We start from the raw sequence: 23,671 nt of genomic DNA, 5'->3' as shown, positions 1-23,671 counted from the left end.
TCAATAATTTGGCGCATCGGTAACGACACTGATAGCGAAATTGAGGCAAATCATGACTGCCACTTCAGATGAAATCTACGATGCGCTCATCATTGGTGCCGGCCCTTCGGGGGCGGTGACGGCACATACGCTCGCGATGGCGGGATTTAAGGTCATCTGCCTTGAGCAGGGCGACTATGTCTTGCCTTCGGACTATGCCGCCAATCATGACATGTGGGAACTGGTCGCGCGGGGACATTGGGCCGCGGAGCCGAACCACCGCCGCAATCCTGCAGATTACCCGCTGGAAGTGTCGGACACCGATCTGTCGCCGTCGATGTACAGCGCCGTCGGCGGGTCCAGCATCCATTACAGCGCATTGTGGGCGCGGCTTTCCCCCTCGGATTTTCGCGTGCGGACGCTGGATGGCGTAGCGGCCGACTGGCCGATCAACTACGCTGAACTGGCGCCGTATTACGCCGAGATTGACAATTTCATCGGCGTGTCCGGCATGGAAGGCGATCCCGCTTTCCCGGAGGGCTATGTCCCTCCCCTGCCGCCGATGCCGCTGGGCAAATACGGCATGAAAGCAGCGGCATCGATGAATGCGCTGGGCTGGCATTGGTGGCCCCATGCGAACGCGATTCCCAGCCAGAAGATCGGCAACCTCGCGGCATGCGCCCGGTGGGGGACCTGCACGCAGGGTTGCCCGGAAGGCGCGAAAGCATCGTTCGATCTCGCGTATTGGCCGAACGCGATCAAGGCCGGCGCCAAGCTCGTCACCGGCGCGCGCGTTTCGCGCATCACCGTCGACGAAACCGGCGCCGCCGCCGGTGCCGAGTGGATCAAGAACGGCGAGCGTTTCGAGACCAAGGCCAAGCAGGTCGTGGTCTGTGCGAACGGCATCGGTACGCCTCGGCTGCTGCTTTTGTCCGCGTCGGAACAGCATCCCGACGGGTTGGCCAACTCCTCGGGCCTCGTCGGCAAGAACCTGATGCTGCACCCCAATTGCGCAGTAATCGGCTATTATGACGAGGAGCTGGAATCCTGGCGTGGCCCGGCCGGGTCCGCGATCAGTTCGATGCAATTCGCCGAAACCGACACGTCGCGGGGTTTTGTTCGCGGGTCCAAGCTGCATGCGTGCCCCACGCCTGGCCTGATGTTCGGCGGGGTCGACGCGCACCGCCTTCTGCCGTTCGATCAGCTATGGGGCCACAGCTTCCATGAGGCGATCCGCATTGCGCGCAATGCGATCTTCTGGGCAGCAAATATCGACGATCTTCCGGAAGAGACCAATCGCGTCACGCTCGACCCGGTGTTGTGCGACAGCGACGGCATCCCGGCGCCCAAGATCAGCTACCGGTTCAGTGAAAATACGATCAAGATCCGTGACTTCACGGTTGCACGGATGACCGAAATCCATCGTGCCGGTGGTGCCAAGAAGGTCATTCCGATCACCGACCTGCAGGGCGAACCCGGCCACTTGCTGGGAACCGCGCGCATGGGCCGGGACCCGTCGACGTCCGTGGTCGACGAATATGGCCGCGCACATGATTGCCCCAATCTGGTGATCTCGGACGGTAGCATCTTCGTGACGGGTGGCTCCGCCAATCCAACCAGCACCATTACTGCGCTCGCGCTGCGCAACGCGAAAAAACTCGTCGAAACCCTGCAGGGGGACAAATAAGCCATGTCGAGCAGCATGAACGACGCCCAGCCGGACCGCCTTTCGGTCTCGCGCATGAGCAAGACGCCCCCGCGCGCGATCACTCCAGAGGAAATGGCGACGATCTGCCGGGTCGCGGATACGTTGATCCCCGCCGGCGAGGGTCTGCTGTCCGGCAGCGCGGTGGGGAGTTTCGAAGCACTCATCACCCGCGCGGCTGCGATCCTGGACAAGCAATTTCCGACCCTTGTCGCCGCACTCGCCACGTTATCCACAGTGCCACAGGACCAGTTGTGGGGTGTTCTGGAAACTATGGCCGCGAAGAATGACCCGGGGTTCATGACCTTATCCACGGTGATCACCGGCGCGTACCTGTATTCGGAAGAAATCCGTGAGCAACTGAACTATCCCTTGCCGCACCGCAATCCGCCGGACTTCTTCGATGCGGCCGATGAACTATCGAGCGGCATCCTCGATCCAGTGATGGCGAGCGATTTTACCTACATCAAAATTGACTGACACAGTCTGACCCAACCGTCATCCCGAACTGATGCGCGCAAGCGCGAGCTGAAATGGAGAAGCATCATGGAACAGGCAAACCTACTGAAAGGCTACCTTAACGAAGGTCGGCGCGAGGGCGTTGTGTTGCCCGCCACGACCGGCCCGCTCCAGACGATCGAAGGCTTCGGTGAAATCCGCTTGCGCGTCGCACGCTATCAGGATGCCGACGCTTCCTTCTCGGTCGTCGAAATGGAACTCGGCCAGGGCGAATCTATCCCGCGCCACACCAACACGCTGAATGAGCGGACCTTGATCTGCTATGGCGGCGAAGGCGTGGTCAAGGGCGGCGGCAAGGAAACACCCTTCAAGCAGGGCGGCAGCTTGTTCGTCAGCCGGGGCGCCTATGTCGAAATCCTTCAGCAGGGCACCGAGCCGCTGCGTTTCACGACGATCTCGCTCGTGCCGGATGCTGCGGACGCAGAGGCCCTGTTCCCACTCAACCTCAAAGGCTTGGCCATTGGCGACGGTGCCGATGCGCCGGGTTCCCAGGTTCTGCTGGAGCAGGAGGAAGAGGGCCACGATTATTGGCAGGCAGCTCCGAGCTTGGGCTATATTACGATGAAGTTCGAAGAAGAGATGCCCCATGATTATTATTTCAGCATCTCCTCGCAGACGCTGGACCCCGGATCGCAGGTTCGGCACCACGGGCATGTCAAGTCCACCGAAGTCGCCGTTTGCACGCGCGGACGCGGTCGTGCCGTGATCTTCGATACCGAACTGGAATATGGTCTTGGCGATATGTTGATCTTCCCGCCGACGGTCACGCATCACTTCATCAACGATAGCGGTGAACCGTGGACGTACACCGGGATTTTCACGCCACGCAGCGTTGAAGATGCGCTGCGCAAGACCGGCGTGCGCAAGCTGCCGGGCATGGAACGGCCGGTCGGCATTCCAAGGAACCCGGATACCGAACGCATGCTGGTCGAGCAGTACGGCTTCATCATCCCAGGCATCTCCTAAGCCGCTCTGCAATTGAACGAAAACCGGCTCACGATAGGAATTGAAATGTCTCTGCCTCTTGAAGGAATCAAAATCTGCGATCTGTCGCAGATCATGTTCGGCCCGTGCGGAACCCAGGTCTTGGGCGATTACGGCGCGGACATCATCAAGATCGAAAACCCCAAATCGGGCGATATCAGCCGGATGATCGATCGCTTTGCGGCTCCCGGAACGGAGAGCGCCAACTTCATGGCGATGAACCGTAACAAGCGCAGTCTCGCGATTGATTTGAAGGCGAGCGAGGGTCTTGAAATCGTCAAGAAGATCGCACGTGAATCGGATGTCTTCGTTCACAACTTCCGCCCCGGCGTCGTCGAGCGCATGGGTCTGGGTTACGACGACCTGAAGGCCGAGAACGAAGACCTGATCTACATCGAAGGCTCCGGCTTTGGCTCGACCGGCCCCTTGCGTGGCAAGGGCGGCATGGACTTTGTGGTCCAGGCAATGGCGGGCATCTGTGACGGCAACCGCGACGCCGAAGGCCGGCCACAACTGTTCCCGGTTTCCGGCGCCGATTTCTCGGCTGGCATGATCCTGGTGCAGGGCGTTCTGATGGCGCTGTACCACCGCGAACGGACGGGCCGCGGACAGAAGATCGATATCAACCTGCTGGACGTCTACTTCTTGATGCAGCAGCAGGAAGTCACCCAGAAGTTGCGGTCGGGCAAGCATTTCAACCCGCTCATCCAGGACCCCATGGATATCTTTGCGACCACCGACGGCCACATCGCCGTCCTGGCTGTGCTTCGCCCCAATCCAGTCTCGGACATCTGCCAGGCGCTGGAGATCGAGGACATTACCAAGACGCCCGAATTGGCCACGCGTGAGCAGCAAATGGGCAATCGTAAGCTCTATCGCGAAAAGATCGGTGCGGGCTTCGCGAAATATAGCAGCGCGGAGTGCGAGCGCCGCCTGGAGGCTGCAGGTATCCTGTCGAGCATCGTGCTCGACCTGGGAGAAGCGCTCGCGCACCCGCAGGTCGAGGCCAATGGCAGCCTCATCACGCTGGACCATCCGACCGAGGGTCCGCTGCGGACCATGGGCAGTGCGATCAAGTCGTCCGAATCACCACAGATCGCGCTGAACCCGCCGCCCCTGCTCGGCCAGCATTCGGCGCAGGTTCTCGCGGAATATGGTTTCTCGGCGGAGGAAATCGCCGAACTCGTGGCGCAGCGTGTCATTTCGGACAATGCGGTGCGCGCGAATGCGACGAGCGAAGCCAAAAGCAAATCGCTGTCCCAAGCCTGATAAAAAACGGGGGTTCGTTCATGACATTAGCGTACAACAAGGAAGGCTCTGGTGATCGCACAGTCCTGTGCATCACCGGCCTGAATGGCCATGCGGGTTTCTGGACGAACTTCCGAAAGGCGCTGGCAGAAACCTGCACGGTCATCAGCTTCGATCAGCGCGGCTGCGGTGACAATCGGGACGTTGCTGGCGAGCACACACTGGCCGAAATCGTGGCGGATACCATTGACGTTCTCGACGCCGCTGGTGTGGACAATGCCATTGTCGTCGGTCATTCGATGGGCGGCGTCATTACCCAGTATCTGGCGCTCGATCATCCTGAGCGCGTGCGCGCCGCCGTGTTCAGCGGCACGTTCTGCGTTTTTGACTGGTACATGGAAAACACCAACAACCTCCGCCAGGCGCTACTGGACAAGGTCGGTACGGAAGCCTGCGCACAATTTTCCGCGGTGATGGCGATGCCGGGCGGCAATGTGATGGACGAACGGTACAATCTGCACGACAGGATTGTGAATGTTTCGTCGAAGGCGCCGGACGACGTCATTATGGCGCGCATGCGGGCGCCTTATGGGTTCGACCGCCGAGCGGAACTCCCGCGGATCGGAATACCCTCACTGGTGATCGGCGCTTCGGACGATCTGCTCGCACCGCTCTACCAGTCGAAAATAATCGCTGAGATGATCCCGGGCGCGCAGCTCGAAGTCATCGATGGCGGGCATTTCTTCGTGAACACCCGACCGGAAACTTACCTGGAAAAGGTCGGCGCTTTCATCCTGTCTCAGCCGGTCGACTGAACACGCATCGACCGTCACGCCGTCCGGATCTCTGGCCGCATCGCTGGACGGTCGAGCCCTTGCGGCAACCGAAACGCCACGGAAGGATTTTCACTTGGCCGATACCGACTCGCCCGTTTCCGGCAAAGCAAACACCGCGACGGACGCAGACACCACCGACGTCGTCATCGTCGGATCGGGCGCGGCTGCGCTGACCGCAGCGCTGACGGCGGCAGTGGCCGGCAAGACGGTGCGGATCATCGAAAAGACGGATAGCATCGGCGGCACCAGTGCGATGTCCGGCGGCATGACCTGGATCCCGGCCAACCATTATGCCGAAGCCGCCGGTCATGCGGACAGCGTCGCCGAGGCGCTTACCTATATGCGCGCCGCCTCCCCGGAGGGGTGGCGCGACACGGAAGACGAACTCTGGGCGCGGCAGATGGAGGACGGACCGGAAATGCTGCGTCTGGTGGAGGCGCATTCGCCGCTGCGCTTCAGCCTGACCGACGTGCCCGATCCGTTTCAGGAAGCGCCCGGTGCCAAGTCGTGCCGCATCCTGGCGGTCGAACCGATCAGCAAGCGCATCTTGGGAAAATATCGCCGCAAGATTCGCCGATCGACCATCCCGCAGCGGATGACCGTCGGCGAGACGATGGCCGCCAATTTGTTCCGGCATCCCGTGCTCGGAATGATCAAAAGCTGGCCGATCCTGCTGCGTCGCTGGGCCAGTGATTCCATCGCCCAAGGTGGCGGACTGATCGTCGCCCTGCTGAAAGGTTGCCTCGACGCTGGCTGCACGATCGAGCTTTCTACGCGGGCTGTCGCCCTGACCGTTGACGACAAGGGCGTCGTCGATGGCGTGGAAGTGGAATGTAACGGGCAGCACCGCACCTTGCGCGCACGCATGGGCGTGGTCCTTGCATCGGGCGGATTTGAGTGGGACTCAGAGATGCTCGCCAAGCATTTCCCCAGCGAAATCGATTTTCGCAGCGGCCCGAGCAGCAACGAGGGCGACGGCCACAAGATGGCGCAAGCCCTGGGCGCCAGCTTTGCGCACATGGACCAGGGTAATATCGTTATCCAGCCTCCGGTTCGCTATGAGGGCAAGCTCCACGGACTTCCGCTCCGCATCCACGCGGAGCCGGACGCGATCATCGTCGATCGGAACGGGCGCCGCTTCGCCAGCGAATATGAGTTCTGGGTCTATGACCGGATCATGGATCGCGACGAAAATGGCGAATTGATCCATCAGCCTGCGTGGGTGATCAGCCATTGGCCGATGGTAAAGCGGGCGCCCCTCGTCGGCTGGTATCGTTTCTTCAAATCAGGCTGGTTGTTGAAGGCAAAAACGCTGGACGAACTTGCCAGGCTTACCGACCTGCCTGCCGACACCCTCAAGGAAACCGTCGAGCGCTTCAATGGTTTCGCCCGTAGCGGCGTTGATCTCGACTTCGGGCGGGGGCAGAATAACTTTTACGAGAAGGCGCTCGCCAAAGACCTTGGCCTGATGAAAGAGATCGACCAGGCACCCTATGTCGCGTTCCGGTTCAGGCCCTCGCTGCTCGGCACCAAGGGCGGTGTCCGCACCGACAGTTCGGGTCGGGCGCTGCGAGCGGACGGGTCCATCATCAACGGTCTGTATTGCGCCGGCAATGTGATGGCCAACCCCACCGGGGCGCGCACGCCGAGCCAGGTTGGGACGACCATCGGGCCTTATATGACCTGGGGTTACACCTGCGCCCGGTCGCTGATGCAGCGAAACCATTCGTGACGGCGACGCCGCCCACATCTTACCAGCTACGTGAAATGAAGGAACATGTCGTGACCGATGGCAATATCGTTCCCGGGAGCCCAGACAATTTGGCTGACCGGATTTCTATGGAACGGCATGGCGACCATGTCGTGGTGATCCGTTTTGACCGGCCGGACAAGAAGAACGCCTTTCACAGTTCGATGATCATCGAACTCGGAAGAATTCTCGACACCCTGGCGGATGACAACACCGTACGCAGCGTCGTGCTGACGGGCGGCGAGACCTGCTTTGCCGCAGGCGCCGACATCAAGGAAATGATCGCTTTTGGCCCGGCGACCGTCGCGAATTCGCCCGCGCGTGTCGCCGCATGGTCCAGCATCGAACAGTTCGGGAAGCCGCTGATCGCTGCGGTCAATGGCATGGCGTTTGGTGCAGGGTGCGAACTGGCGCTTCTGTGCGACTTTATCATCGCTGGATCGAACGCATCGTTTGGCCAGCCGGAGATCAAGATCGGCGGGATGCCGGGCGATGGGGGGTCACAACGCTTGCCGCGCAAGCTGCCGCCCAACGTCGCGGCCTATCTGCTTTTGACGGGCGAACCCATCGGGGCGCAGCAGGCCATGCATTTCGGCTTGGTCGTGGAATTGTGCGAGCCGGATCAAACCATTTCGCGTGCTATCGCCATCGCCAGCTCCATTGCGGAGCGAGCACCGGCGGCGGCGCGGGCCGTGAAAGCCTGCATCGCGCATGCGGTCGGAGCAACCTCTGAAAATGGGTTGGTGTTCGAGCGAAACACCACCAATGCCCTTTCCGAAACAGCGGATTCGAAAGAAGGGATGCGTGCCTTCCTGGAAAAGCGCACCCCTCACTTCACCGGCCGCTAACCGATCCGTTCGTCACGCCATACCGTCGAGGCGTCGCGCATCTGGGTGAGGGCTGGTGGCGGAACGCCGAAGCGGCGTGCTCGCGACGGGGCCGGACGATTCAGCCGAGTTCGAGGAAAAGATCCTTGAAACGGCATGATCGCTCCGGCCGCCCTCGACCCCGGCACCGACTTCTGTAGGAAACCCAAATCATTTGACGGGGCTCGCAGGATTGCCCACCACGGTAGTATTGGGAGCCACATCGCACGTCACCACGCTACCTGCGCCGATGATCGCATCATCTCCAATTGAAACGCCCGGCAATATCAGCGCACCTGCTCCAATCCAGACGTTTCGCCCAATTGTCACCGAGCGTCCGTATTCAAGCTTTTGCGATCGCACCGCCGCATCACGCGGATGTTCGGCCGTGAGAATTTGCACACCTGGTCCGATCAGGGTGCCCGTCCCGATCCGCACGGCAACAACGTCAAGGACGATGCAGCCGAAATTCAGGAAAACACCGTCCTCTAGGTGGACATTGTAGCCGTAGTCGCAGTGGAACGGCGACCGCACCACGACGCCGCCGCCGACATGTCCCAGCCCTTCAACCAACATGGCATATCGATCAGCGGCCGAAGCCGCCGATGCTGCATTGTAGCGGTCCATCCACGCAGCAGCACGAGCGGCGTCTGCGACGAGTTCGGGATCGTCGGCAATGTAGAGTTCGCCCGCAAGCATCTTCTGCTTTTGCGTCATACTCATTAGCTTAGATCATGGAGATCTTTGCCGAGCGGCGCGGTAATCCGCATATCCGAAAACTGTACGGCCAGTCCGCTGCGCTCAGGCGTGCAGGCCATAGGGCCGACCTGGTAGGAGGAAGCGACCGGGAATGGCGCCAACCGAGCGAGCGGCCAAGTCTTGCCGTCGGCCGACACCTGAAGCCTCAATACGCCCTTGGCGACTGTGGCGCGCATCCAGAAATCCCGTGCGTCGTGCTCATAGGGGCCGGTAGCCCAATCGGATTTGCCGTCGGTCAGCACGCTGCTGAGCATCGCGCGACCGTCCGACAGTTCGATACCCGCTTTAACCCAGCGGCGCTCATCGACCCGCACCATAATGCCGGCCTGATCATATAACTTCTCATATTGCCCACGGATGCGTAGCTGCGCAGTGAAGGCGTCGCCCGTCGTAAAGCCGAGGAAGTGGCCGCTATCGCGGGTAAATCCGTAATGCGTTTCACGCCAGAAGTCCGTGCCCGTGTCCGTGACGATCGACAGGTCTCCAGCAGGATCAACTTTCCAGCTTTTTGGCTCATTAAGCCAGCGGCCGTCGCTGCGTCCCAGCACCGGCTTGCCGCCCGCTTGCGCCGACGTCGGGCTGGAGCTTGCAACGGCCAACGCCGCTGCGCCTCCGAGTATGGTTCGCCGGGTCACCGTATCCTCAGTCATGTGCATGCCTTTCAAGAGGTCGCCATATGTACAAGCGTACACAATCGTGGAACAAGGGTGAATCTGTGATAGCGAGTAAAGTCAGACAGAACGACCCTGCCCGCCAGCAGCGGATCGTTGACGCGGCGCTGGCGGTAATCTCGGAGCACGGAGTCGCCGCAACGACACATCGGAAGATCGCGGCTGCCGCCGAAGTGCCCTTGGGATCGCTGACCTACTATTTTGCCTCGCTGGAGGACATCCTCACCACCGCATTCTTGCAACTCGCGGCACAATCTTCTGCCGCTTTTCGCGCGCGACTGGAAACCGCGAACGATCCGATCAGCGCACGAGAGGCGGTGATCGACATCATTGCAGGGTCGATTTGGGCTGAGCCCCGCACCCTGCTGCTTAGCTACGAACTCTATGCGTTTGCGGCACGTCACCCGCCGGTGAGCGCCGTGATGCAGCAGTGGATGGACACGAGTCGCGCGGCATTGAGCCGGTTCTTCGATCCGTTGACCGCGCGCGCGCTTGACGCCCTCATAGAAGGCATCGGTATCCACAACTCGATAGATCGCGAGCCGTTGGACAGGACCTCAATCGGGATTATCGTTGAACGCATTGCCCGCGTTTAATCGAGAACACGTTGGCTTCAATTCGCCGGGGACTTTTCAAGATCGCATCGTCTTGATTGGCAACTGCGCCGACGTAGCGCACCTCACCCCTGCGTTCCCCGTCGCAACACCGACTGCGATGCTCTCCTTATGCACGTCCAGGCCGATGTACTTCACGACTTCCGTCATGACCCGCCTCCGTTGCTGATATCGATCATCAGCATCTCAGTTTTGAGCCGCCGAGGCTGTGGCCGTCATGGGGCCTAAGACGGCAACAGATGCTCCTTGAAACGCCGGCTCCCGCAAAAAATAGCGCGGCTGGTTCAGACAGCCTCAGCACGTTTCGCCAGTGATCTCACGGCTTGGCGTCCTTTTCCCGCGAACCCTTTTGCGTAGCGGATTTCCCCCGCGTTTTTGTCGGCGGTTTATCGAAGCGGTCTACGTCCTGTGCACCATACGCCCCCTGGACTGCGTCCAGAGTGGCTTCCCAAAGCGCGGTAAGGCGATCGAAAGACTGCGTGTCTCGAGTAACGTTCGCAGCATAGAGAATATTGTTGAGAAGCAGCAATGCCACGTCTTCCTGCGGCGCGTCTTCACGCAGTTCACCCGAGTTGATCGCCAGCCCAATCCCGATCCTAACCGAGATGTCGTTTTCCGAGGTGAATTCCCGCATGGTCTCCTTCATCTGCGGAGAAAGCGCCTCCCAATCCGATCGAAGTCTCGCCGCCAAGCTCCACGGGTGCGACGTCAAACCCTCAGGGTTAAAGCGATGATATCGGGCCTTGAGGAACTCGCGAACGCGTCGCATCTTCTCGCGCAAACTTATTTGTGGCGCGGTAAAAGTCGATCGATAAAATTCGGTGGTCACAGATACATAGTCCGCGAGAACCTCTTCGATCAACTTATCCTTGGTTCCGAAATGATAATGTAGATTTGCACGGGTGGTTTTAATGGCCTCGGCAATTTCTCGAAACGTGACAGCATGATATCCCCTCATAGTGACCAGATCAGAGGCGATGGCCTTGATCTTGTCCCTCGAAGTGTGTTCCGTTGGCTGCTCGTCGTTTCGCGTCATCGGTTTCGCCAATGTAATTGTCCCTCTAGGTGGGCTCTTCTCGGGCCGCCTTAAACGATAAACCGGAAACCTGCCAGTAAGTAAGACACAGAAAAAGTTAGCGAAAGCGCGCGAGGAGGTAACTGGCCGGCGCCCCAACCATGCTTGGGATGGCGACGGCTTCGGACTGGATTGGTGCGCAGGCATGAGCAAGCCTGCGCCACCCGAGAGGCATCGACCGTGAGTGTTTCAGCCAATTTCAACAGTGGCACGATTGCGGTTCGTGAGGGCTACGAACTCGACGTGGCCACGCTTGAATCGCGGATACGCGAGACGGTCGACGGCTTTGCCGGCCCGCTCTCGATCGAGCAGTTCAAAGGCGGCCAGTCCAACCCGACCTACAGGCTGGTGACACCCGGCGCGTGCTACGTACTCCGCAAGCAACCGCCCGGCCACTTGCTCAAGGGTGCTCATGCGGTCGATCACGAGGCACGCGTTCTCTCCGGTCTCGCAAAAGCAGCTTCCCGGTCGCGCATGTCCGGGGCGTCTGTACCGACCCGGCGGTACTCGGCACCATCTTCTACGTGATGCTTCTACGTGATGGACATGGTGGGGGGCCGCATCTTCTGGGACGCGAGCATTCCCGGCGTGCCGAACGCGAAACGCGCCGCCCTGTTCGACGCGATGAACGAGACGATCGCCCAGCTTCACAGCGTCGTTGTCCACGCTCGGGCATCCGGGCGCGGATTTCGCGTACCATGCGATGATGTATCGCATGCCCCCGCATATCGTAGCCGGACTCGCCGGCGCCGACACGGCGGCACTCGGGCTGCCGAGCGAGCAGGAATATCTCGCCGCCTATTGTCGCCGGCGTGCAGTGGGTGCGATGCCCGGCTATGGCTTCTACATGGCCTTCAACGTCTTCCGTCTCGCCGCCATCTTCCACGGCATCAAAGGCCGGGTGCTGCGCGGCACGGCGGCATCCGCTCAGGCGCGCGAAGGCGTTGCCGTGCTGCCCGAACTCATGCAACTCGCCTGGCGACAGGTCGAAAGGATCGATACGCCATGACTGACACCCCCATCAGCTTTCGCGTCGAAGACGGCGTAGCGTGGCTCACGCTGGACCGACCAGAGAATCGCAACGCGGTTGGCCCCGACCTTGCCGAGGCACTGCATGCGATGGCGGATCGCTGCGCCGACGACCCGACGGTCCGTTGCGTCGTTCTGACCGGCAGCGGCCGCTTTTTCTGTGTCGGCGGTGACATCGCGGTGTTCGCTCAGACGGGCGAGGATATCGAGGCAACCGTTCTAAAGCTCGCGCGCAGCTTCCATGCCGGCATTCTGCGATTGGCGACGATGGCGAAACCGCTCGTCATCGCCGTCAATGGCCCCGCTGCCGGCGCCGGCTTCAGCCTCGCCTTGCTCGGCGACATCGTCATCGCGGCGGATACGTCACATTTCACGGCGGCCTATACCGCGATCGGCCTGACGCCGGATGGCGGCCTTTCGTGGTGGCTTCCGCATTTGGTGGGGTTCAGGCAGGCGCAAGATATCCTGCTTACCAATCGGCGGATCGACGCGGCCGAAGCTGTGCGTATCGGGCTGATAACGCGCGTTGTTCCAGAGGCGGAACTGGAAGCGGCGGCGCGCGAGACGGCGCTCGCCCTCGCCGCCGGGCCGTCGGCGGCGATTGCGCGATGTCGCGCGTTGTTGCTGAGCGCAATCACCACGCCATTGGACGCACAGCTCGACGCCGAGGCCGCGTCGATCGCCGCCGCCAGCGGCGGCGCGGAAGGTCGCGAAGGTGTCGCCGCTTTCCTCGCGAAGCGACCGCCGGCCTTCCCGAGCGAATAGCCGCGCCGATGCGCCCCGCCACCTTATGCTATCCGCCAAATCCCGACTATGGTTCGGGCGCTTGTCGGCGACTGGTGCAGATCACCTGCGGCAATGGTGTGGTCGATGCGTATCTGTCCGACACGTTTCATGAAATGCGCTGCCGCGTCCGCCACGATGGCGAAGTCGTAACGGCGATCGAGGGAGAGACCATCCGCATCCCAACCACGGCATGCCCTGCCGCAATCACGGTTTTGCAAGACCTCGTCGGAGCGCGTTTGGACCTGCCGGGACGAGCCTTCTACAGCGGTGGGCGTGCGCGCCGTCATTGCACGCATCTGTTCGATCTCGCGGTATTTGCCATCCAACACGGCAGGCAGGCTGAAGGCTCCTGCCGCTATGACGCAATCGTTCCAGACGAAATCGATTCGCCCGTCGCGATCACCATTCGCCGCAATGACATCGAGATACATCGCTGGCTCATCCAGGATGCGACCATTTTGCATCCGCCGTCTCTTCGGGGGAAGACGCTCGACAAGGGATTTGCTGCGTGGGCGACTTTGCATTTCGCCGACGCTGCGCTGGAAGCCGCAACCCTTCTCGCCCGAACCTGGCTGATCGCGGTCGGACGGCGCTATCTGGTCGAACAGGCTGCCGGACACCCCATAACCCGAAATGCCGAAATGGCTGGACGATGCTTCGCCTACGCCCCCGAGAACGCGCAAGCGGCGACCTTCACGTCTGGAAGCATCGCTACCCAGCCAACGCTTTAAGGTAGAACACCCATTTGTGATCGCGGTATGTGTTCAGTCCCGGCATCTGGTGGACTGAACCCGCGAGCTCAATCTTGCGCACGCTCGACGGATTGAAGATTTCGATGGCACGCGAGACCGCCGCGAGCGACCGCGGCGGGGCGGCAAGCGGGCGCGCCGGCGGGGTCGCGCGGCGCGCCCGGTCGCTCAGGCGCGGGCTGGCCCCGCGTAGCGCGCGGCGGGATCGCGGCGGCTGAGCACGGTCGCGAGCGCGGCGCGTTCGGCCTGCATCGCGTTCCAGTGCGGCAGATGCTCGTCGGCGAGCGGCGGGATCGTCACGGTCTCGCGCGCGTCGAAGCCGACCAAGGCGGCATCGACGAGATCGTCGACCGCCATCACGATCTCGGGCGGGAAGGACTCGACGTCCTGGCCCGCGCGCTCCCAGATCTCGGTGCGGGTGGCGCCGGGCAGCACCGCCTGCACGTAGAGGCCCTTGGCGGCATATTGGGCGGACAGGCTCTGGCTGATGTTGAGCAGATAGGCCTTGGTGCCCGAATAGACGCCCTCGAACGCCTCCGGGATCAGCGCCAGCACCGAGGCTAGGTTAATGATCGAGCCGGCACCGCGCGCGACGAACGCCTTGCCGGCGGCCTGCGCGAGCAGCGTCGGCGCGGTGATGTTGAGCGCGATCAGGCGTTCGACGTCTTGTGCGGGGGCGGTGAGGAGGTCGCCGTCAATCGCCATGCCGGCGTTGTTGACGAGCAGGGTGATGCGCGCGTCGTCGGTCAGCGTAGCGGCGACGGCGGTGACATCGGCGGCGGCGGTGAGATCGGCGCGCTGGACGGTGATGGTGCGGCCGGTCTCGGCGCGGAGGCGTTCGGCGAGCGTTTTCAGGCGGGCGGCGTCGCGGGCGACGAGGATCAGGTCGTAGCCGCGCTTGGCGAGCCGGTCGGCGTAGACCGCGCCGATGCCGGTCGAGGCGCCGGTGATGAGGGCGGTTTGGTTGAGGGGGTTGGTCGAGGCTTGGGTCATGGGGGAATCTCCGTTGTGCGATGTCACTTGCGTTTTAATAGTGATGTGACTATCTTTCTGCAATGGACATCGACGAACTTTCCTTTGGACCCTGCCCGGTCGGGCGCGGCCTCGCCCGCGCTGGCGATACGTGGAGCATGCTGATCCTGCGCAATGCGGGGCTCGGGCAGACGCGCTTCGACCAGTTCCAGAAGAGCTTAGGGATCGCGCCCAACATCCTGACGCGGCGGCTCGCGGCTTTGGTCGCGGCGGGGATGCTCGAGCGGCGGCGCTACAGCGATCACCCGCCGCGCGACGACTATGTGCTGACCGAGGCGGGGCGCGATTATCTGCCAGTGCTGCATGCGCTGGGCGGGTGGGCGCGCAAGCATTTCGGCGGCGGCGCGATGACGCAGCCGGTCGAGGCGGGCACGGGCCGCGAGATCGTGCCGGTGGTGGTCGATGCCGGGACAGGCGTGCCGCTCGCCGATCTGGCGATCGCTTTGGCCTAGTCGTGCCCGACCGCCAGCGCGCCGGTGCGGCACAACGTCTCCACCGTCCGCGCGAATTCGGTCATCAGCCCTTCGAGCACGGGCTCAAACCCGCCCGCCGAGATGATGTCGGGCGGTGGCGTCACGCCGCCGCGCGGGTCTTCGACGATGAGGCCGCGCGCGATCATGTTGGCGACCTGCCGCCGCACCGTCTCGCGCGGCAATCCGGTAGCGGCGGAGATCGCGTTGCGCGAAATCGGCACGCTGGCTTCGGGCGGCAGCGGCGTCGTGCCGCGCAGCTCGGGCGGGATTGCGCGTTCGCGCATCACCCGCTGCACATTGGCGACCGAGATCGTCAGGAAGATCAGCGTTTCGGTCGGCCCGAGCTGGATCGTCTCGGACAGGGCGCGATGCGTCGTCAGGAACTGGTTGCTCAGCGCGGTCATCGCGACGCGCCAGTTCTCGGCCATTTTGGCCGTATTGGTGGTAACACGCGTCCCCATCAGCCCCTCGCGCACTCACTGACACGCCCGGATTCCGTCACGGGTCTAGATTTTACGCAATATTGGCAGTTTGCGCGGGTTCGTAAACTACCGGTTTACCCCATTGCGACGAATCGCGCGCGCCTGATACATTCGTGCCACATTGATACACAGCACGGTCGGCCTCGCGATCAGCCTCCCGTTTTGGCACTCACCCGCCAGACGGTGTTGCCGACATCATCCGCCACCAGCAGCGCGCCCGCCTTGTCGGTGATGACCCCGACCGGCCGTCCGCGTGCCTGGCCCTTGTCGTCGAGGAAGCCGGTCAGCAGATCGACCGGCCGCGCGCCCTTGGCGGGGAAGCCGTTGTCCGCGAACGGCACGTAGACGACCTTGTAGCCCGATGCCGGCACGCGGTTCCACGAGCCATGCTCGCCGACGAACGCGCCGTTGGCGAAGTTCGGCCCGAGCTTGGCGTCGGTCGCGAAGGCGAGGCCAAGCGCGGCGACGTGCGGCCCAAGCGCGTAATCGGGGCGCTTCGAATATTCCTGCAACGCCGGATTTTCGGGCTGGACGCGGTGATCGATATAGCCGCCCCAATAGAACCACGGCCAGCCGAAGTGATCGCCCAGTTCGACTTGGGTCATGTAATCGGGCGACAGGTCGGAGCCCATCATGTCGCGTTCGTTGACGACCACCCACAGGCCACCCTGCGGCGCGAACGCCATCCCCTGCGGGTTGCGCAAGCCGGCCGCATAGATGCGGAACGCCTTGTGGACCGGATCGACCTGGAGGATGTTCGCCCGGTTGGTCTCGGCGTCGAGGCCGTTGTCGGCGATGTTGCTCGACGATCCGACCGAGACGTACAGCGAGCCGTCGGGCGCGGCGAGCAGCCCGCGCGCCCAATGGTTGCCGCCGCCCGGATAGGTGACGACGGTCTCGGGCTTGGCGGTGATCTTGGTCTGGCCCGGCGTGAACGGCACGCGCACCAAGGCATCGGTGTTGGCGATGTAGAGATAGCCCCCCGCCAGCGCCATGCCGAGCGGCGAGTTGAGCCCCGAGATCAGCACCGTGCGGGCCTCCGCCGCGCCATCGCCATTGGCGTCGCGCAACAAGGTGATGCGGTTGGCCGAGCCGCTGTCCGCCCCCGCCGAGCCGATCAGCAGCCCCATCACCCAATCCTTGATGCCGCTCGCCTTGCGCGGCGGCGAATCGGTCTCCGCCACCAGCACGTCGCCGTTGGGCAGCCGGTACAGCCAGCGCGGATGCTTGAGATCACGCGCGAACGGCTGAACCTGAAGCCCGGCGGCGGGCGTCGGCATGGTATTCCCCCAGCCGATCGGCTTGGCGATGCGGATCGTCGGGAACATCTGGTTGCGCGGCTGGCTGATGTTCGGCCGCTTGCCGGTGACGGCCTCGAACGGCAGCTTCGCCGTATCGGGCCGGCTGATCCAATAGCCGACCGGGATCGCGATGACGATCAGGATCAGGACGATACGCAGGATGTGCTTGAGCATGCCCGCTAGGTAAGCCGTGGCGGTGGCGGGCGAAAGGTCAAATCGGCGGGGCGCGCTATCGCTGCGGGTTCAGTAATGAAACCGGCATTGCGCGATTTCGAGTTGCTGGTCGGGCGCCTTGCCCGAGATCCGGTACACCAGCCGGTCAGCTTCGGTGAGTCGCCGCGACCACCATCCCGATAGATCGCCCCGCAGCGGCTCGGGCTTGCCTTTGCCCTTGAAAGGACTGCGCCGAGCTTCGGCGATGAGCGCGTTGAGCTTCTCGAACACTTTGGGATCGGCGTTGATCCAATATTGATATTGCTCCCACGCCAGGTCGGAGAAGACCAGTCTCACGCGTCCGCCATCTCGATCAACTCACGTTCCACGCCCTTGCCGGCATCGAGCTGTGCGATCGACTCGCGTAGCGCGCGCGCGTTGGCCGGGGTGGATAGCAGGTGCATCGTTTCCTGAATCGCGTTCCACGCATCGAGCGACACCATCACCACCGGCTTGCCGTTCTTGCGCGTGACGACAACCTCTTCATGGTCCTCGACGACCTGCTCCATCACGTCCTTAAGATTGGCGCGCGCGTCCGTGTACGTCACAACCTGCATATTCGAGCCTCCGTTCAGGCTGTTATATGTACAGGTAGCCGTACAAATCAAGGGCGCCTTCGTGCATCGCCCTCACCCTTCCCACCCGGCTTTGCCGGGCGGGCCCCTTCCCTCTCCCAACGGGAGAGGGAGGGTGATCCCGCGTTACGCGCGCGTCCCCGAGACCGGGAAGCTGCCCAGCGCGCCCGCGCCGACCGATCCGGTCAGCGTGTCGCCTTCCACCGTAGCGGTGCATTCGAGCGTCATCGGCATCGGCGAGGTGATCGACATCACCCAGGCGAGCGTATCGCCATCGACGGTGCCGTCCTTGACCTCCACCGAGCCGAGCGCGCCGCTCAGATCGCCGGTGAAGCTCGTGCCGGCGCTTGCCACGCTCAGCATCGCCTTTTGTTCGCCGAGCGGCGTGCGTACCACGATATTCCACTGTCCATCGACCGTCGCCATCACGTCACTCCTGTAAGCCGGCCGCCCGGCGCGCGGTGGCGACCGATGCGGCGGGGATCACCTCGACGGGCAGGCCGAGGCTGTCAAGCTGCGGCCGCACGACCTTCGCATCGCCGACCACGACCCAGAACGCACGAGCCGGGTCGATCGTCGCACGCGCCGCCGCTTCGACCTGCGCGCGCGTCAACGCGCGGTAGCGCGCGGTGATGGTCGCGTAATAGTCGTCGGGCCGCTTCCACAGATCGTTGTTCTGCATGCCGCCGAGCAGCGCCTGCGACGTTTCGAAACTGCCGGGCAGCGAGCGCGTCGCATCGGCGATCGCGCGGTCGAACTCGGCCTGGGTCATCGGCTGCGCGCCGACATAGCCGGTCAGTTCCTTGCGCAGTTCGGCGATCGCCGCGCCGGTCTTGTCGGCCTGCACCGGCGCGCTGACCAGATAGGGCGCGGCATGTTCGATCCGCTGGAAACTGCCGCTCGCGCCATACGCCCAATGCTTGTCTTCGCGCAGGTTCATGTTGATCCGCGCGAGGAAGCCGCCGCCGAGCGCATCGTTGGCGGTGATCAGCGGCAGCAGCTCGTCGGTGCCGGCGAGCCCGTTGGGCAGCGCGCCGAGGATCGTCGATTGCGGCGAATCGGGGCGATCGACCAGCACGATCTTCGGCGCGCTCGGCGCGAGCGCGGTGAACGTCTTGACGCCGCGCGCACCCGCAGCCTGCCAGTCGCCGAAGCCGCGCTCGAACGCCGCCGCGATCTCGGCGAGCGGCCGGTCGCTCACCACGAACAGTCTGGCGGTGTCGGGGCGGAGCCATGTGGCGTTGAACGCGATGAGATCGTCGCGCGTCAGCGCGGCGACCGCCGCCGGATCGCCGCCGCCATTGGCCTTGGCATAGGGCGAGGCCGCGCCGTACAGCAACGGCGGTAGCACGCGGTTGGCGAGCGCGCCCGGATCGGTGACTTCCTGCGCGATGGCGGCGAGCAGTTCGGCGCGCTTGCGCTCGACCTCGGCGGGCGCGAACGCCGGGTGGCGCACCATATCGGCGAACAGGTCGATCACCGGCGCAAGGTTGACGCTCGGCGCGCTGAACGAGACGTTGGTGCGGTCGGCGCTCATCGCCATGCCGATCCCCGCGCCGAGCCGCTCCTTGGCTTCGGCGAGCGCGGTGGCATCGCGCGTCGCGGTGCCTTCGTTGAGCATCGCCAGCGCGAACTTGGCGGTGCCCGATCGCCCCGCCACGTCGGCGGCATAGCCGGCATCGAAGCTCAACACCGCGCGCGTGAACGGCACCGCGCCGCGCTGCGCATAGACGATCTCGATGCCATTGCTCAGCCGCGTGCGCTCGACCTTGGGATAGGTCAGGTCGATCGCCGCACCGGCGGGCGGCATCGCGCCGCGCGTGCCCTTCACCGGCGGTTCGGCCTTTACCGCGACCGGCGCGGCCGGCGGCACCGCCGCATCGACATAGGCGTCGCGCGCGCCCGGCTCGACGGTCAGCGCATAGACCGGGCGCGACAGCCATTTCGCCGCGACCGCGCGGACATGCGCCGGCGTCTGCGCGGCGAGATCGGCGAGCTGTTTCTTGTAGAAGCCGGGATCGTTCGAATAGAGCGCGCCCTCGGCCAAAGTCACCGCCTTGCCACCGCCCCCGCCGACCCGCTCGAGCCCGGCGATCGTGCCCGACACGCTTTCGGTGACATAGCGGCTCACCTCGTCCGCGCTCGGCCCGTTATGCAAGAAATCGGCGACGATCGCGTCGAGCCGCGTCGCCACCAGCGCCGGATCGACCCCCGGCCGCACCAACGCGCGCACGCTGAAGGTGCCGAGCTGCGCGAAGCTGCTGTTGTGCGCGCTGACCTGAACCGCCAGCTTCTCCTTGCGCACGAGAAGATCGTCGAGCCGCGAACTCGACAGCCCGCCGAGCACCCCCGCCGCCACGTCGAGCGCGATCGAATCGGTGTCGTTGACCCCCGGCACCGTCCACGCGCGCAACAGCAAGGTCGCGCCGACGCGGTCCTTCATCACCTCGGACTTGGCGACGGCGAGCGTCGGAATCGCGGCTGCGGGCGCAACATTCTGCGGCCCGCGCGGAATCGCGCCGAAATACTTTTCCACCAGCGGCTTGGCGCTTGCCGCGTCGATATCGCCGGCCAGCACCAGCACGGTGTTGTTGGGGCCGTAATGCGCGCGGAACCAGTTCTTCACATCATCGAGGCTGGCCGCGTCGAGATCGGCCATCGATCCGATCGTGGTGTGGCCATAGGGGTGGCCCGCCGGGAACAGCCCCTCGATCTGCTTGTACTGGACGAGGCCATAGGGCCGGTTGTCGCCCTGCCGTTTCTCGTTCTGGACGACGCCGCGCTGCCGGTCGAGCGTGGCTTGCGTGACCGCGCCGAGCAGATAGCCCATCCGGTCGCTTTCGAGGAACAGCGCCCGGTCGAGCGCGGTCTTCGGCACCGTCTCGTAATAATTGGTCCGGTCGAAATAGGTGCTGCCGTTCATGTCGGTGCCGCCGGCCTGTTTGAGCGGCGCGTAGAAATCGCCCGGCGCATTCTCGCTGCCGTTGAACATCAGATGCTCGAACAGATGCGCGAACCCGGTCTTGCCCTTGGGCTCGAACTTCGAACCGACATCATACCACACGCTCACCGCGACGATCGGCGCCTTGCGATCGGTATGGACGACCACGCGCAACCCGTTGGCTAGGGTGAATTGCGTATAGGGAATGTCGACCTGCCGGATCAGTGCCTCGACAGGGGCTGGCTTGGTTTCGGCAAGGGCGGGCTGGGTAAGGAACATCATCGTCCCGATAAGAGCGAGAGATTTGAGACGCATGGTTTCATCCCGTGGATCGGCGCGTGCGCTACCATGCGCGAAGAACCTCGTCCAATCGCCGATCGCCCCTTGTGTGATAAAAGTGCAACACCATATCGCGAGCATCGAAGGAGGGATTTCACCAACATGAATCTCGAAAAATTCACTGACCGCGCCAAGGGCTTCCTGCAATCGGCGCAGACCGTCGCGATCCGCATGAACCATCAGCGGATCGCGCCCGAACATCTGCTGAAGGCGCTGCTGGAGGACGAGCAGGGCATGGCCTCGGGGCTGATCCAGTCCGCTGGCGGCGATGCCAAGCGCGCGCTCACCGAGACCGATCTCGCGCTGTCGAAAATCCCGGCGGTGTCGGGCAGCGGCGCGCAAGGCTCGCCGGGGCTCGACAATGATCTGGTGCGCGTGCTCGACCAGGCCGAGCAGATCGCGCAGAAAGCCGGCGACAGTTTCGTCACGGTCGAGCGGCTGCTGGTCGCGCTGGCCTTGTCGCTCAACACGGCGGCGGGCAAGGCGCTGCAAGCCGCCGGCGTGAAGGCCGAGGCGCTCAACACCGCGATCAACGCGCTTCGCGGCGGCCGCACCGCCGACACCGCTTCCGCCGAGGACCGCTACGACGCGCTCAAGAAGTTCGCGCGCGATCTCACGCAGGCGGCGCGCGACGGCAAGCTCGATCCGGTGATCGGCCGCGACGAGGAAATCCGCCGGACCATCCAGATCCTCGCGCGCCGTACCAAGAACAACCCCGTGCTGATCGGCGAACCCGGCGTCGGCAAGACCGCGATCGCCGAGGGCCTTGCGCTGCGCATCGCCAATGGCGACGTGCCCGATACGCTCAAGGACCGCACTTTGATGGCGCTCGACATGGGCAGCCTGATCGCCGGCGCGAAATATCGCGGCGAGTTCGAAGAGCGGCTGAAAGGCGTGCTCGACGAGGTCAAGGCAGCCGAAGGTCAGGTGGTGCTGTTCATCGACGAGATGCACACGCTGATCGGCGCCGGCAAGACCGACGGCGCGATGGACGCGTCCAACCTGCTCAAGCCAGCGCTCGCGCGTGGTGAGCTTCACTGCGTCGGCGCGACCACGCTCGATGAGTACCGCAAATATGTCGAGAAGGACGCCGCGCTCCAACGCCGTTTCCAGCCGGTGTTCGTCGGCGAGCCAACCGTCGAGGACACGATCTCGATCCTGCGCGGCCTCAAGGAGAAGTACGAACTTCACCACGGCGTCCGCATCACCGATGGCGCGATCGTCGCGGCGGCGACGCTCGGCAACCGCTACATCACTGATCGGTTCATGCCCGACAAGGCGATCGACCTGATGGACGAGGCCGCCAGCCGGATTCGCATGGAGGTGGAGAGCAAGCCTGAGGAGATCGAGACGCTCGACCGCCGCATCCTGCGCCTCAAGATCGAGCGCGAGGGGCTGAAGCGCGAAAGCGACGACGCCTCGCGTGACCGGCTCGCCACGCTGGAGGGCGAACTCGCCAATCTCGAACAGCAATCCGCCGAACTCACCACGCGCTGGGTGGCCGAGAAGGACAAGATCGCCGCCGAGTCCAAGCTCAAGGAACAGCTCGACGCCGCCCGGCTCGAACTCGAACAGGCGCAGCGTGCGGGCGATCTCGGTCGCGCGGGCGAACTGTCCTATGGCCGCATCCCCCAGATCCAGCGCCAGCTCGAAGAGGCGCAGGGGGCCGCCAAGGGCGCGATGCTGCGCGAGGAAGTCACCGCCGACGATATCGCCGGCGTGGTCAGCAAATGGACCGGCATCCCGATGGAGCGGATGCTGGAAGGCGAGCGCACCAAATTGCTCCAGATGGAGGCCGCGCTCGGCAAGCGCGTGATCGGTCAGATGCAAGCGGTGCGCGCGGTCTCGACTGCGGTGCGGCGGTCTCGCGCGGGGCTGCAGGACCCCAATCGGCCGATGGGCAGCTTCCTGTTCCTGGGGCCAACCGGCGTCGGCAAGACCGAACTGACCAAGGCGCTCGCGGAATTCCTGTTCGATGACCCGTCCGCGATGGTCCGCATCGACATGAGCGAGTTCATGGAGAAGCACGCCGTCTCGCGGCTGATCGGCGCGCCCCCCGGCTATGTCGGCTATGAGGAAGGCGGCGTGCTGACCGAAGCCGTGCGGCGCAGGCCCTATCAGGTGATCCTGTTCGACGAGGTCGAGAAAGCGCACGGCGACGTGTTCAACGTGCTGCTGCAAGTGCTCGACGACGGCCGACTGACCGACGGACAGGGCCGCACGGTCGATTTCACCAACACGATCATCGTGCTGACCTCGAACCTCGGCAGCCAGATCCTGACCACGCTGTCCGACGGGCAGGATGTGGCGAGCGTCGAGCCGCAGGTGATGGAAATCGTGCGCGCCCACTTCCGCCCCGAATTCCTCAACCGGCTCGACGAGATCGTGCTGTTCCACCGTCTCGGCCAAAGCGAGATGGCGCCGATCGTCGACATCCAGGTGTCGCGCATCGACAAGCTACTGGCGGACCGCAAGGTCGTGCTGGATCTGACCGAGGGTGCGCGGGGCTGGCTCGGGCGGGTGGGGTACGATCCGGTTTACGGCGCCCGGCCGCTGAAACGCGCGGTGCAACGCTACCTGCAAGACCCGCTCGCTGACCTGATCCTGCGCGGCGAAGTGAAGGACGGCGCGACCGTGCGGGTCGAGGAGGGCGATGGGAAGCTTGAGTTGACGGTGGTAGCGGTCGCCGAGCGCCCGTGATGATCACAAAAAAAGGGGCGACTTCCTCGCGGAAGCCGCCCTTTT

General features: G+C 63.6%; 22 protein-coding genes and 1 pseudogene. 13 read left to right on the top strand and 10 right to left on the bottom strand.

The features are described 5' to 3' along the window. Window positions 1–52 precede the first annotated feature (52 nt). The 7 genes from EWE75_RS15030 to EWE75_RS15000 all read left to right on the top strand — a co-directional run bounded on the left by EWE75_RS15030 (window position 53) and on the right by EWE75_RS15000 (window position 7,869). Window positions 53–1,666 (top strand): GMC family oxidoreductase, encoded by a 1,614-nt coding sequence (locus tag EWE75_RS15030; RefSeq protein ID WP_130158921.1) that lies wholly within the window; start codon window positions 53–55, stop codon window positions 1,664–1,666. 15 nt (window positions 1,667–1,681) lie between these two features. After that, a complete protein-coding gene (locus EWE75_RS15025; protein ID WP_130158919.1) occupies window positions 1,682–2,164 on the top strand; it encodes a hypothetical protein in 483 nt (160 codons plus the stop codon). A gap of 66 nt (window positions 2,165–2,230) precedes the next feature. Beyond that, entirely contained in the window at window positions 2,231–3,169 is a 939-nt protein-coding gene (locus tag EWE75_RS15020) for a cupin domain-containing protein (RefSeq protein WP_130158917.1), read from the top strand. Window positions 3,170–3,214: 45 nt separating this feature from the next. Beyond that, window positions 3,215–4,456, top strand: coding sequence for a CaiB/BaiF CoA transferase family protein (locus tag EWE75_RS15015; protein ID WP_130158915.1), 1,242 nt, complete (start codon window positions 3,215–3,217; stop codon window positions 4,454–4,456). Window positions 4,457–4,476: 20 nt separating this feature from the next. Beyond that, complete coding sequence (locus EWE75_RS15010; protein WP_130158913.1) at window positions 4,477–5,250, top strand: alpha/beta fold hydrolase; 774 nt, start codon at window positions 4,477–4,479, stop codon at window positions 5,248–5,250. Window positions 5,251–5,344: 94 nt separating this feature from the next. After that, window positions 5,345–7,003 (top strand): FAD-dependent oxidoreductase, encoded by a 1,659-nt coding sequence (locus tag EWE75_RS15005; protein WP_165388400.1) that lies wholly within the window; start codon window positions 5,345–5,347, stop codon window positions 7,001–7,003. A 50-nt stretch (window positions 7,004–7,053) separates the two neighbouring features. Next, the gene (locus EWE75_RS15000; protein ID WP_165388399.1) at window positions 7,054–7,869 is read left to right on the top strand and encodes an enoyl-CoA hydratase-related protein; all 816 of its coding nucleotides are present in this window, start codon (window positions 7,054–7,056) and stop codon (window positions 7,867–7,869) included. Between the two features lie 189 nt (window positions 7,870–8,058). Here the strand turns inward: EWE75_RS15000 and EWE75_RS14995 are convergent, their stop codons facing one another. Together EWE75_RS14995 and EWE75_RS14990 are read right to left on the bottom strand one after the other, a co-directional pair. Beyond that, window positions 8,059–8,610: a sugar O-acetyltransferase gene (locus tag EWE75_RS14995; RefSeq protein ID WP_130158907.1), complete on the bottom strand. Its 552-nt coding sequence runs from the start codon at window positions 8,608–8,610 to the stop codon at window positions 8,059–8,061. Further along, window positions 8,610–9,296, bottom strand: a complete 687-nt coding sequence (locus EWE75_RS14990; protein ID WP_130158905.1) for a DUF1349 domain-containing protein — start codon at window positions 9,294–9,296, stop codon at window positions 8,610–8,612. Before EWE75_RS14990 ends, EWE75_RS14995 begins: the two co-directional genes overlap by 1 nt. 26 nt (window positions 9,297–9,322) lie before the next feature. Between EWE75_RS14990 and EWE75_RS14985 the strand changes: the two genes are divergently transcribed. After that, window positions 9,323–9,913 carry a TetR/AcrR family transcriptional regulator gene (locus EWE75_RS14985; protein ID WP_130158903.1) on the top strand — a complete coding sequence of 197 codons (591 nt, stop codon included), beginning with the start codon at window positions 9,323–9,325 and terminating at the stop codon, window positions 9,911–9,913. 334 nt (window positions 9,914–10,247) lie between these two features. Here EWE75_RS14985 and EWE75_RS14975 read toward each other — a convergent pair whose 3' ends face one another. Continuing rightward, window positions 10,248–10,979 carry a TetR/AcrR family transcriptional regulator gene (locus tag EWE75_RS14975; RefSeq protein WP_165388398.1) on the bottom strand — a complete coding sequence of 244 codons (732 nt, stop codon included), beginning with the start codon at window positions 10,977–10,979 and terminating at the stop codon, window positions 10,248–10,250. 207 nt (window positions 10,980–11,186) lie between these two features. Between EWE75_RS14975 and EWE75_RS14970 the strand changes: the two are divergent. The 3 genes and pseudogenes from EWE75_RS14970 to EWE75_RS14960 all read left to right on the top strand — a co-directional run bounded on the left by EWE75_RS14970 (window position 11,187) and on the right by EWE75_RS14960 (window position 13,552). Further along, window positions 11,187–12,015 (top strand): annotated as a pseudogene (locus tag EWE75_RS14970) (phosphotransferase). After that, on the top strand, window positions 12,012–12,800 hold the full coding sequence (locus tag EWE75_RS14965; protein ID WP_130158899.1) for an enoyl-CoA hydratase/isomerase family protein: 789 nt from the start codon (window positions 12,012–12,014) through the stop codon (window positions 12,798–12,800). Before EWE75_RS14970 ends, EWE75_RS14965 begins: the two are co-directional and overlap by 4 nt. 8 nt (window positions 12,801–12,808) lie before the next feature. After that, window positions 12,809–13,552 (top strand): DUF2889 domain-containing protein, encoded by a 744-nt coding sequence (locus EWE75_RS14960; protein WP_130158897.1) that lies wholly within the window; start codon window positions 12,809–12,811, stop codon window positions 13,550–13,552. Window positions 13,553–13,738: 186 nt separating this feature from the next. Here EWE75_RS14960 and EWE75_RS14955 read toward each other — a convergent pair whose 3' ends face one another. Beyond that, a complete protein-coding gene (locus tag EWE75_RS14955; protein ID WP_130158895.1) occupies window positions 13,739–14,563 on the bottom strand; it encodes an SDR family NAD(P)-dependent oxidoreductase in 825 nt (274 codons plus the stop codon). Between the two features lie 62 nt (window positions 14,564–14,625). On the opposite strand from EWE75_RS14955, the gene EWE75_RS14950 reads away from it, so the two are divergent. Then, window positions 14,626–15,054: a winged helix-turn-helix transcriptional regulator gene (locus tag EWE75_RS14950; protein WP_206364777.1), complete on the top strand. Its 429-nt coding sequence runs from the start codon at window positions 14,626–14,628 to the stop codon at window positions 15,052–15,054. On the opposite strand, the gene EWE75_RS14945 is transcribed toward EWE75_RS14950, so the two are convergent. The 6 genes from EWE75_RS14945 to EWE75_RS14920 all read right to left on the bottom strand — a co-directional run bounded on the left by EWE75_RS14945 (window position 15,051) and on the right by EWE75_RS14920 (window position 20,902). Then, window positions 15,051–15,536: a hypothetical protein gene (locus tag EWE75_RS14945; protein ID WP_130158892.1), complete on the bottom strand. Its 486-nt coding sequence runs from the start codon at window positions 15,534–15,536 to the stop codon at window positions 15,051–15,053. The two genes, EWE75_RS14950 and EWE75_RS14945, sit on opposite strands and share 4 nt — an antisense overlap. Window positions 15,537–15,706: 170 nt before the next feature. Further along, window positions 15,707–17,032, bottom strand: coding sequence for a PQQ-dependent sugar dehydrogenase (locus EWE75_RS14940; protein ID WP_130158890.1), 1,326 nt, complete (start codon window positions 17,030–17,032; stop codon window positions 15,707–15,709). A 69-nt stretch (window positions 17,033–17,101) separates the two neighbouring features. Next, on the bottom strand, window positions 17,102–17,368 hold the full coding sequence (locus tag EWE75_RS14935; protein WP_130158887.1) for a Txe/YoeB family addiction module toxin: 267 nt from the start codon (window positions 17,366–17,368) through the stop codon (window positions 17,102–17,104). Beyond that, the gene (locus EWE75_RS14930; protein ID WP_130158885.1) at window positions 17,365–17,628 is read right to left on the bottom strand and encodes a type II toxin-antitoxin system Phd/YefM family antitoxin; all 264 of its coding nucleotides are present in this window, start codon (window positions 17,626–17,628) and stop codon (window positions 17,365–17,367) included. The genes EWE75_RS14935 and EWE75_RS14930 overlap by 4 nt, the downstream gene beginning before the upstream one ends. A 144-nt stretch (window positions 17,629–17,772) precedes the next feature. Beyond that, window positions 17,773–18,072 carry a hypothetical protein gene (locus EWE75_RS14925; RefSeq protein ID WP_130158883.1) on the bottom strand — a complete coding sequence of 100 codons (300 nt, stop codon included), beginning with the start codon at window positions 18,070–18,072 and terminating at the stop codon, window positions 17,773–17,775. 4 nt (window positions 18,073–18,076) lie between these two features. After that, complete coding sequence (locus EWE75_RS14920) at window positions 18,077–20,902, bottom strand: M16 family metallopeptidase (protein WP_165388397.1); 2,826 nt, start codon at window positions 20,900–20,902, stop codon at window positions 18,077–18,079. A 126-nt stretch (window positions 20,903–21,028) separates the two neighbouring features. Here EWE75_RS14920 and clpB point away from each other — a divergent pair, with 126 nt between their 5' ends. Further along, window positions 21,029–23,626 carry an ATP-dependent chaperone ClpB gene (gene clpB / locus EWE75_RS14915; RefSeq protein WP_130158879.1) on the top strand — a complete coding sequence of 866 codons (2,598 nt, stop codon included), beginning with the start codon at window positions 21,029–21,031 and terminating at the stop codon, window positions 23,624–23,626. Window positions 23,627–23,671: the final 45 nt, after the last annotated feature.

The sequence above is a fragment of the Sphingomonas populi genome (genome assembly GCF_004208535.1).
Classification (GTDB): Bacteria; Pseudomonadota; Alphaproteobacteria; order Sphingomonadales; family Sphingomonadaceae; genus Sphingomonas; species Sphingomonas populi.
Note: the sequence above shows the minus strand (reverse complement) of the source record. Positions and strands in the feature narration are given on the sequence as shown.

Coding starts and splice junctions, on each gene's coding strand:
- EWE75_RS14985 (WP_130158903.1), top strand. CDS start 9,323: ATGTACAAGCGTACACAATCGTGGAACAAGGGTGAATCTGTGATAGCG.
- EWE75_RS14950 (WP_206364777.1), top strand. CDS start 14,626: ATGGACATCGACGAACTTTCCTTTGGACCCTGCCCGGTCGGGCGCGGC.
- EWE75_RS14990 (WP_130158905.1), bottom strand. CDS start 9,296: ATGACTGAGGATACGGTGACCCGGCGAACCATACTCGGAGGCGCAGCG.
- EWE75_RS15025 (WP_130158919.1), top strand. CDS start 1,682: ATGAACGACGCCCAGCCGGACCGCCTTTCGGTCTCGCGCATGAGCAAG.
- clpB (WP_130158879.1), top strand. CDS start 21,029: ATGAATCTCGAAAAATTCACTGACCGCGCCAAGGGCTTCCTGCAATCG.
- EWE75_RS14920 (WP_165388397.1), bottom strand. CDS start 20,902: ATGCGTCTCAAATCTCTCGCTCTTATCGGGACGATGATGTTCCTTACC.
- EWE75_RS15030 (WP_130158921.1), top strand. CDS start 53: ATGACTGCCACTTCAGATGAAATCTACGATGCGCTCATCATTGGTGCC.
- EWE75_RS15010 (WP_130158913.1), top strand. CDS start 4,477: ATGACATTAGCGTACAACAAGGAAGGCTCTGGTGATCGCACAGTCCTG.
- EWE75_RS14940 (WP_130158890.1), bottom strand. CDS start 17,032: ATGCTCAAGCACATCCTGCGTATCGTCCTGATCCTGATCGTCATCGCG.
- EWE75_RS14945 (WP_130158892.1), bottom strand. CDS start 15,536: ATGGGGACGCGTGTTACCACCAATACGGCCAAAATGGCCGAGAACTGG.
- EWE75_RS14955 (WP_130158895.1), bottom strand. CDS start 14,563: ATGACCCAAGCCTCGACCAACCCCCTCAACCAAACCGCCCTCATCACC.
- EWE75_RS14930 (WP_130158885.1), bottom strand. CDS start 17,628: ATGCAGGTTGTGACGTACACGGACGCGCGCGCCAATCTTAAGGACGTG.
- EWE75_RS14965 (WP_130158899.1), top strand. CDS start 12,012: ATGACTGACACCCCCATCAGCTTTCGCGTCGAAGACGGCGTAGCGTGG.
- EWE75_RS14960 (WP_130158897.1), top strand. CDS start 12,809: ATGCGCCCCGCCACCTTATGCTATCCGCCAAATCCCGACTATGGTTCG.
- EWE75_RS14925 (WP_130158883.1), bottom strand. CDS start 18,072: ATGGCGACGGTCGATGGACAGTGGAATATCGTGGTACGCACGCCGCTC.
- EWE75_RS15015 (WP_130158915.1), top strand. CDS start 3,215: ATGTCTCTGCCTCTTGAAGGAATCAAAATCTGCGATCTGTCGCAGATC.
- EWE75_RS15020 (WP_130158917.1), top strand. CDS start 2,231: ATGGAACAGGCAAACCTACTGAAAGGCTACCTTAACGAAGGTCGGCGC.
- EWE75_RS14995 (WP_130158907.1), bottom strand. CDS start 8,610: ATGAGTATGACGCAAAAGCAGAAGATGCTTGCGGGCGAACTCTACATT.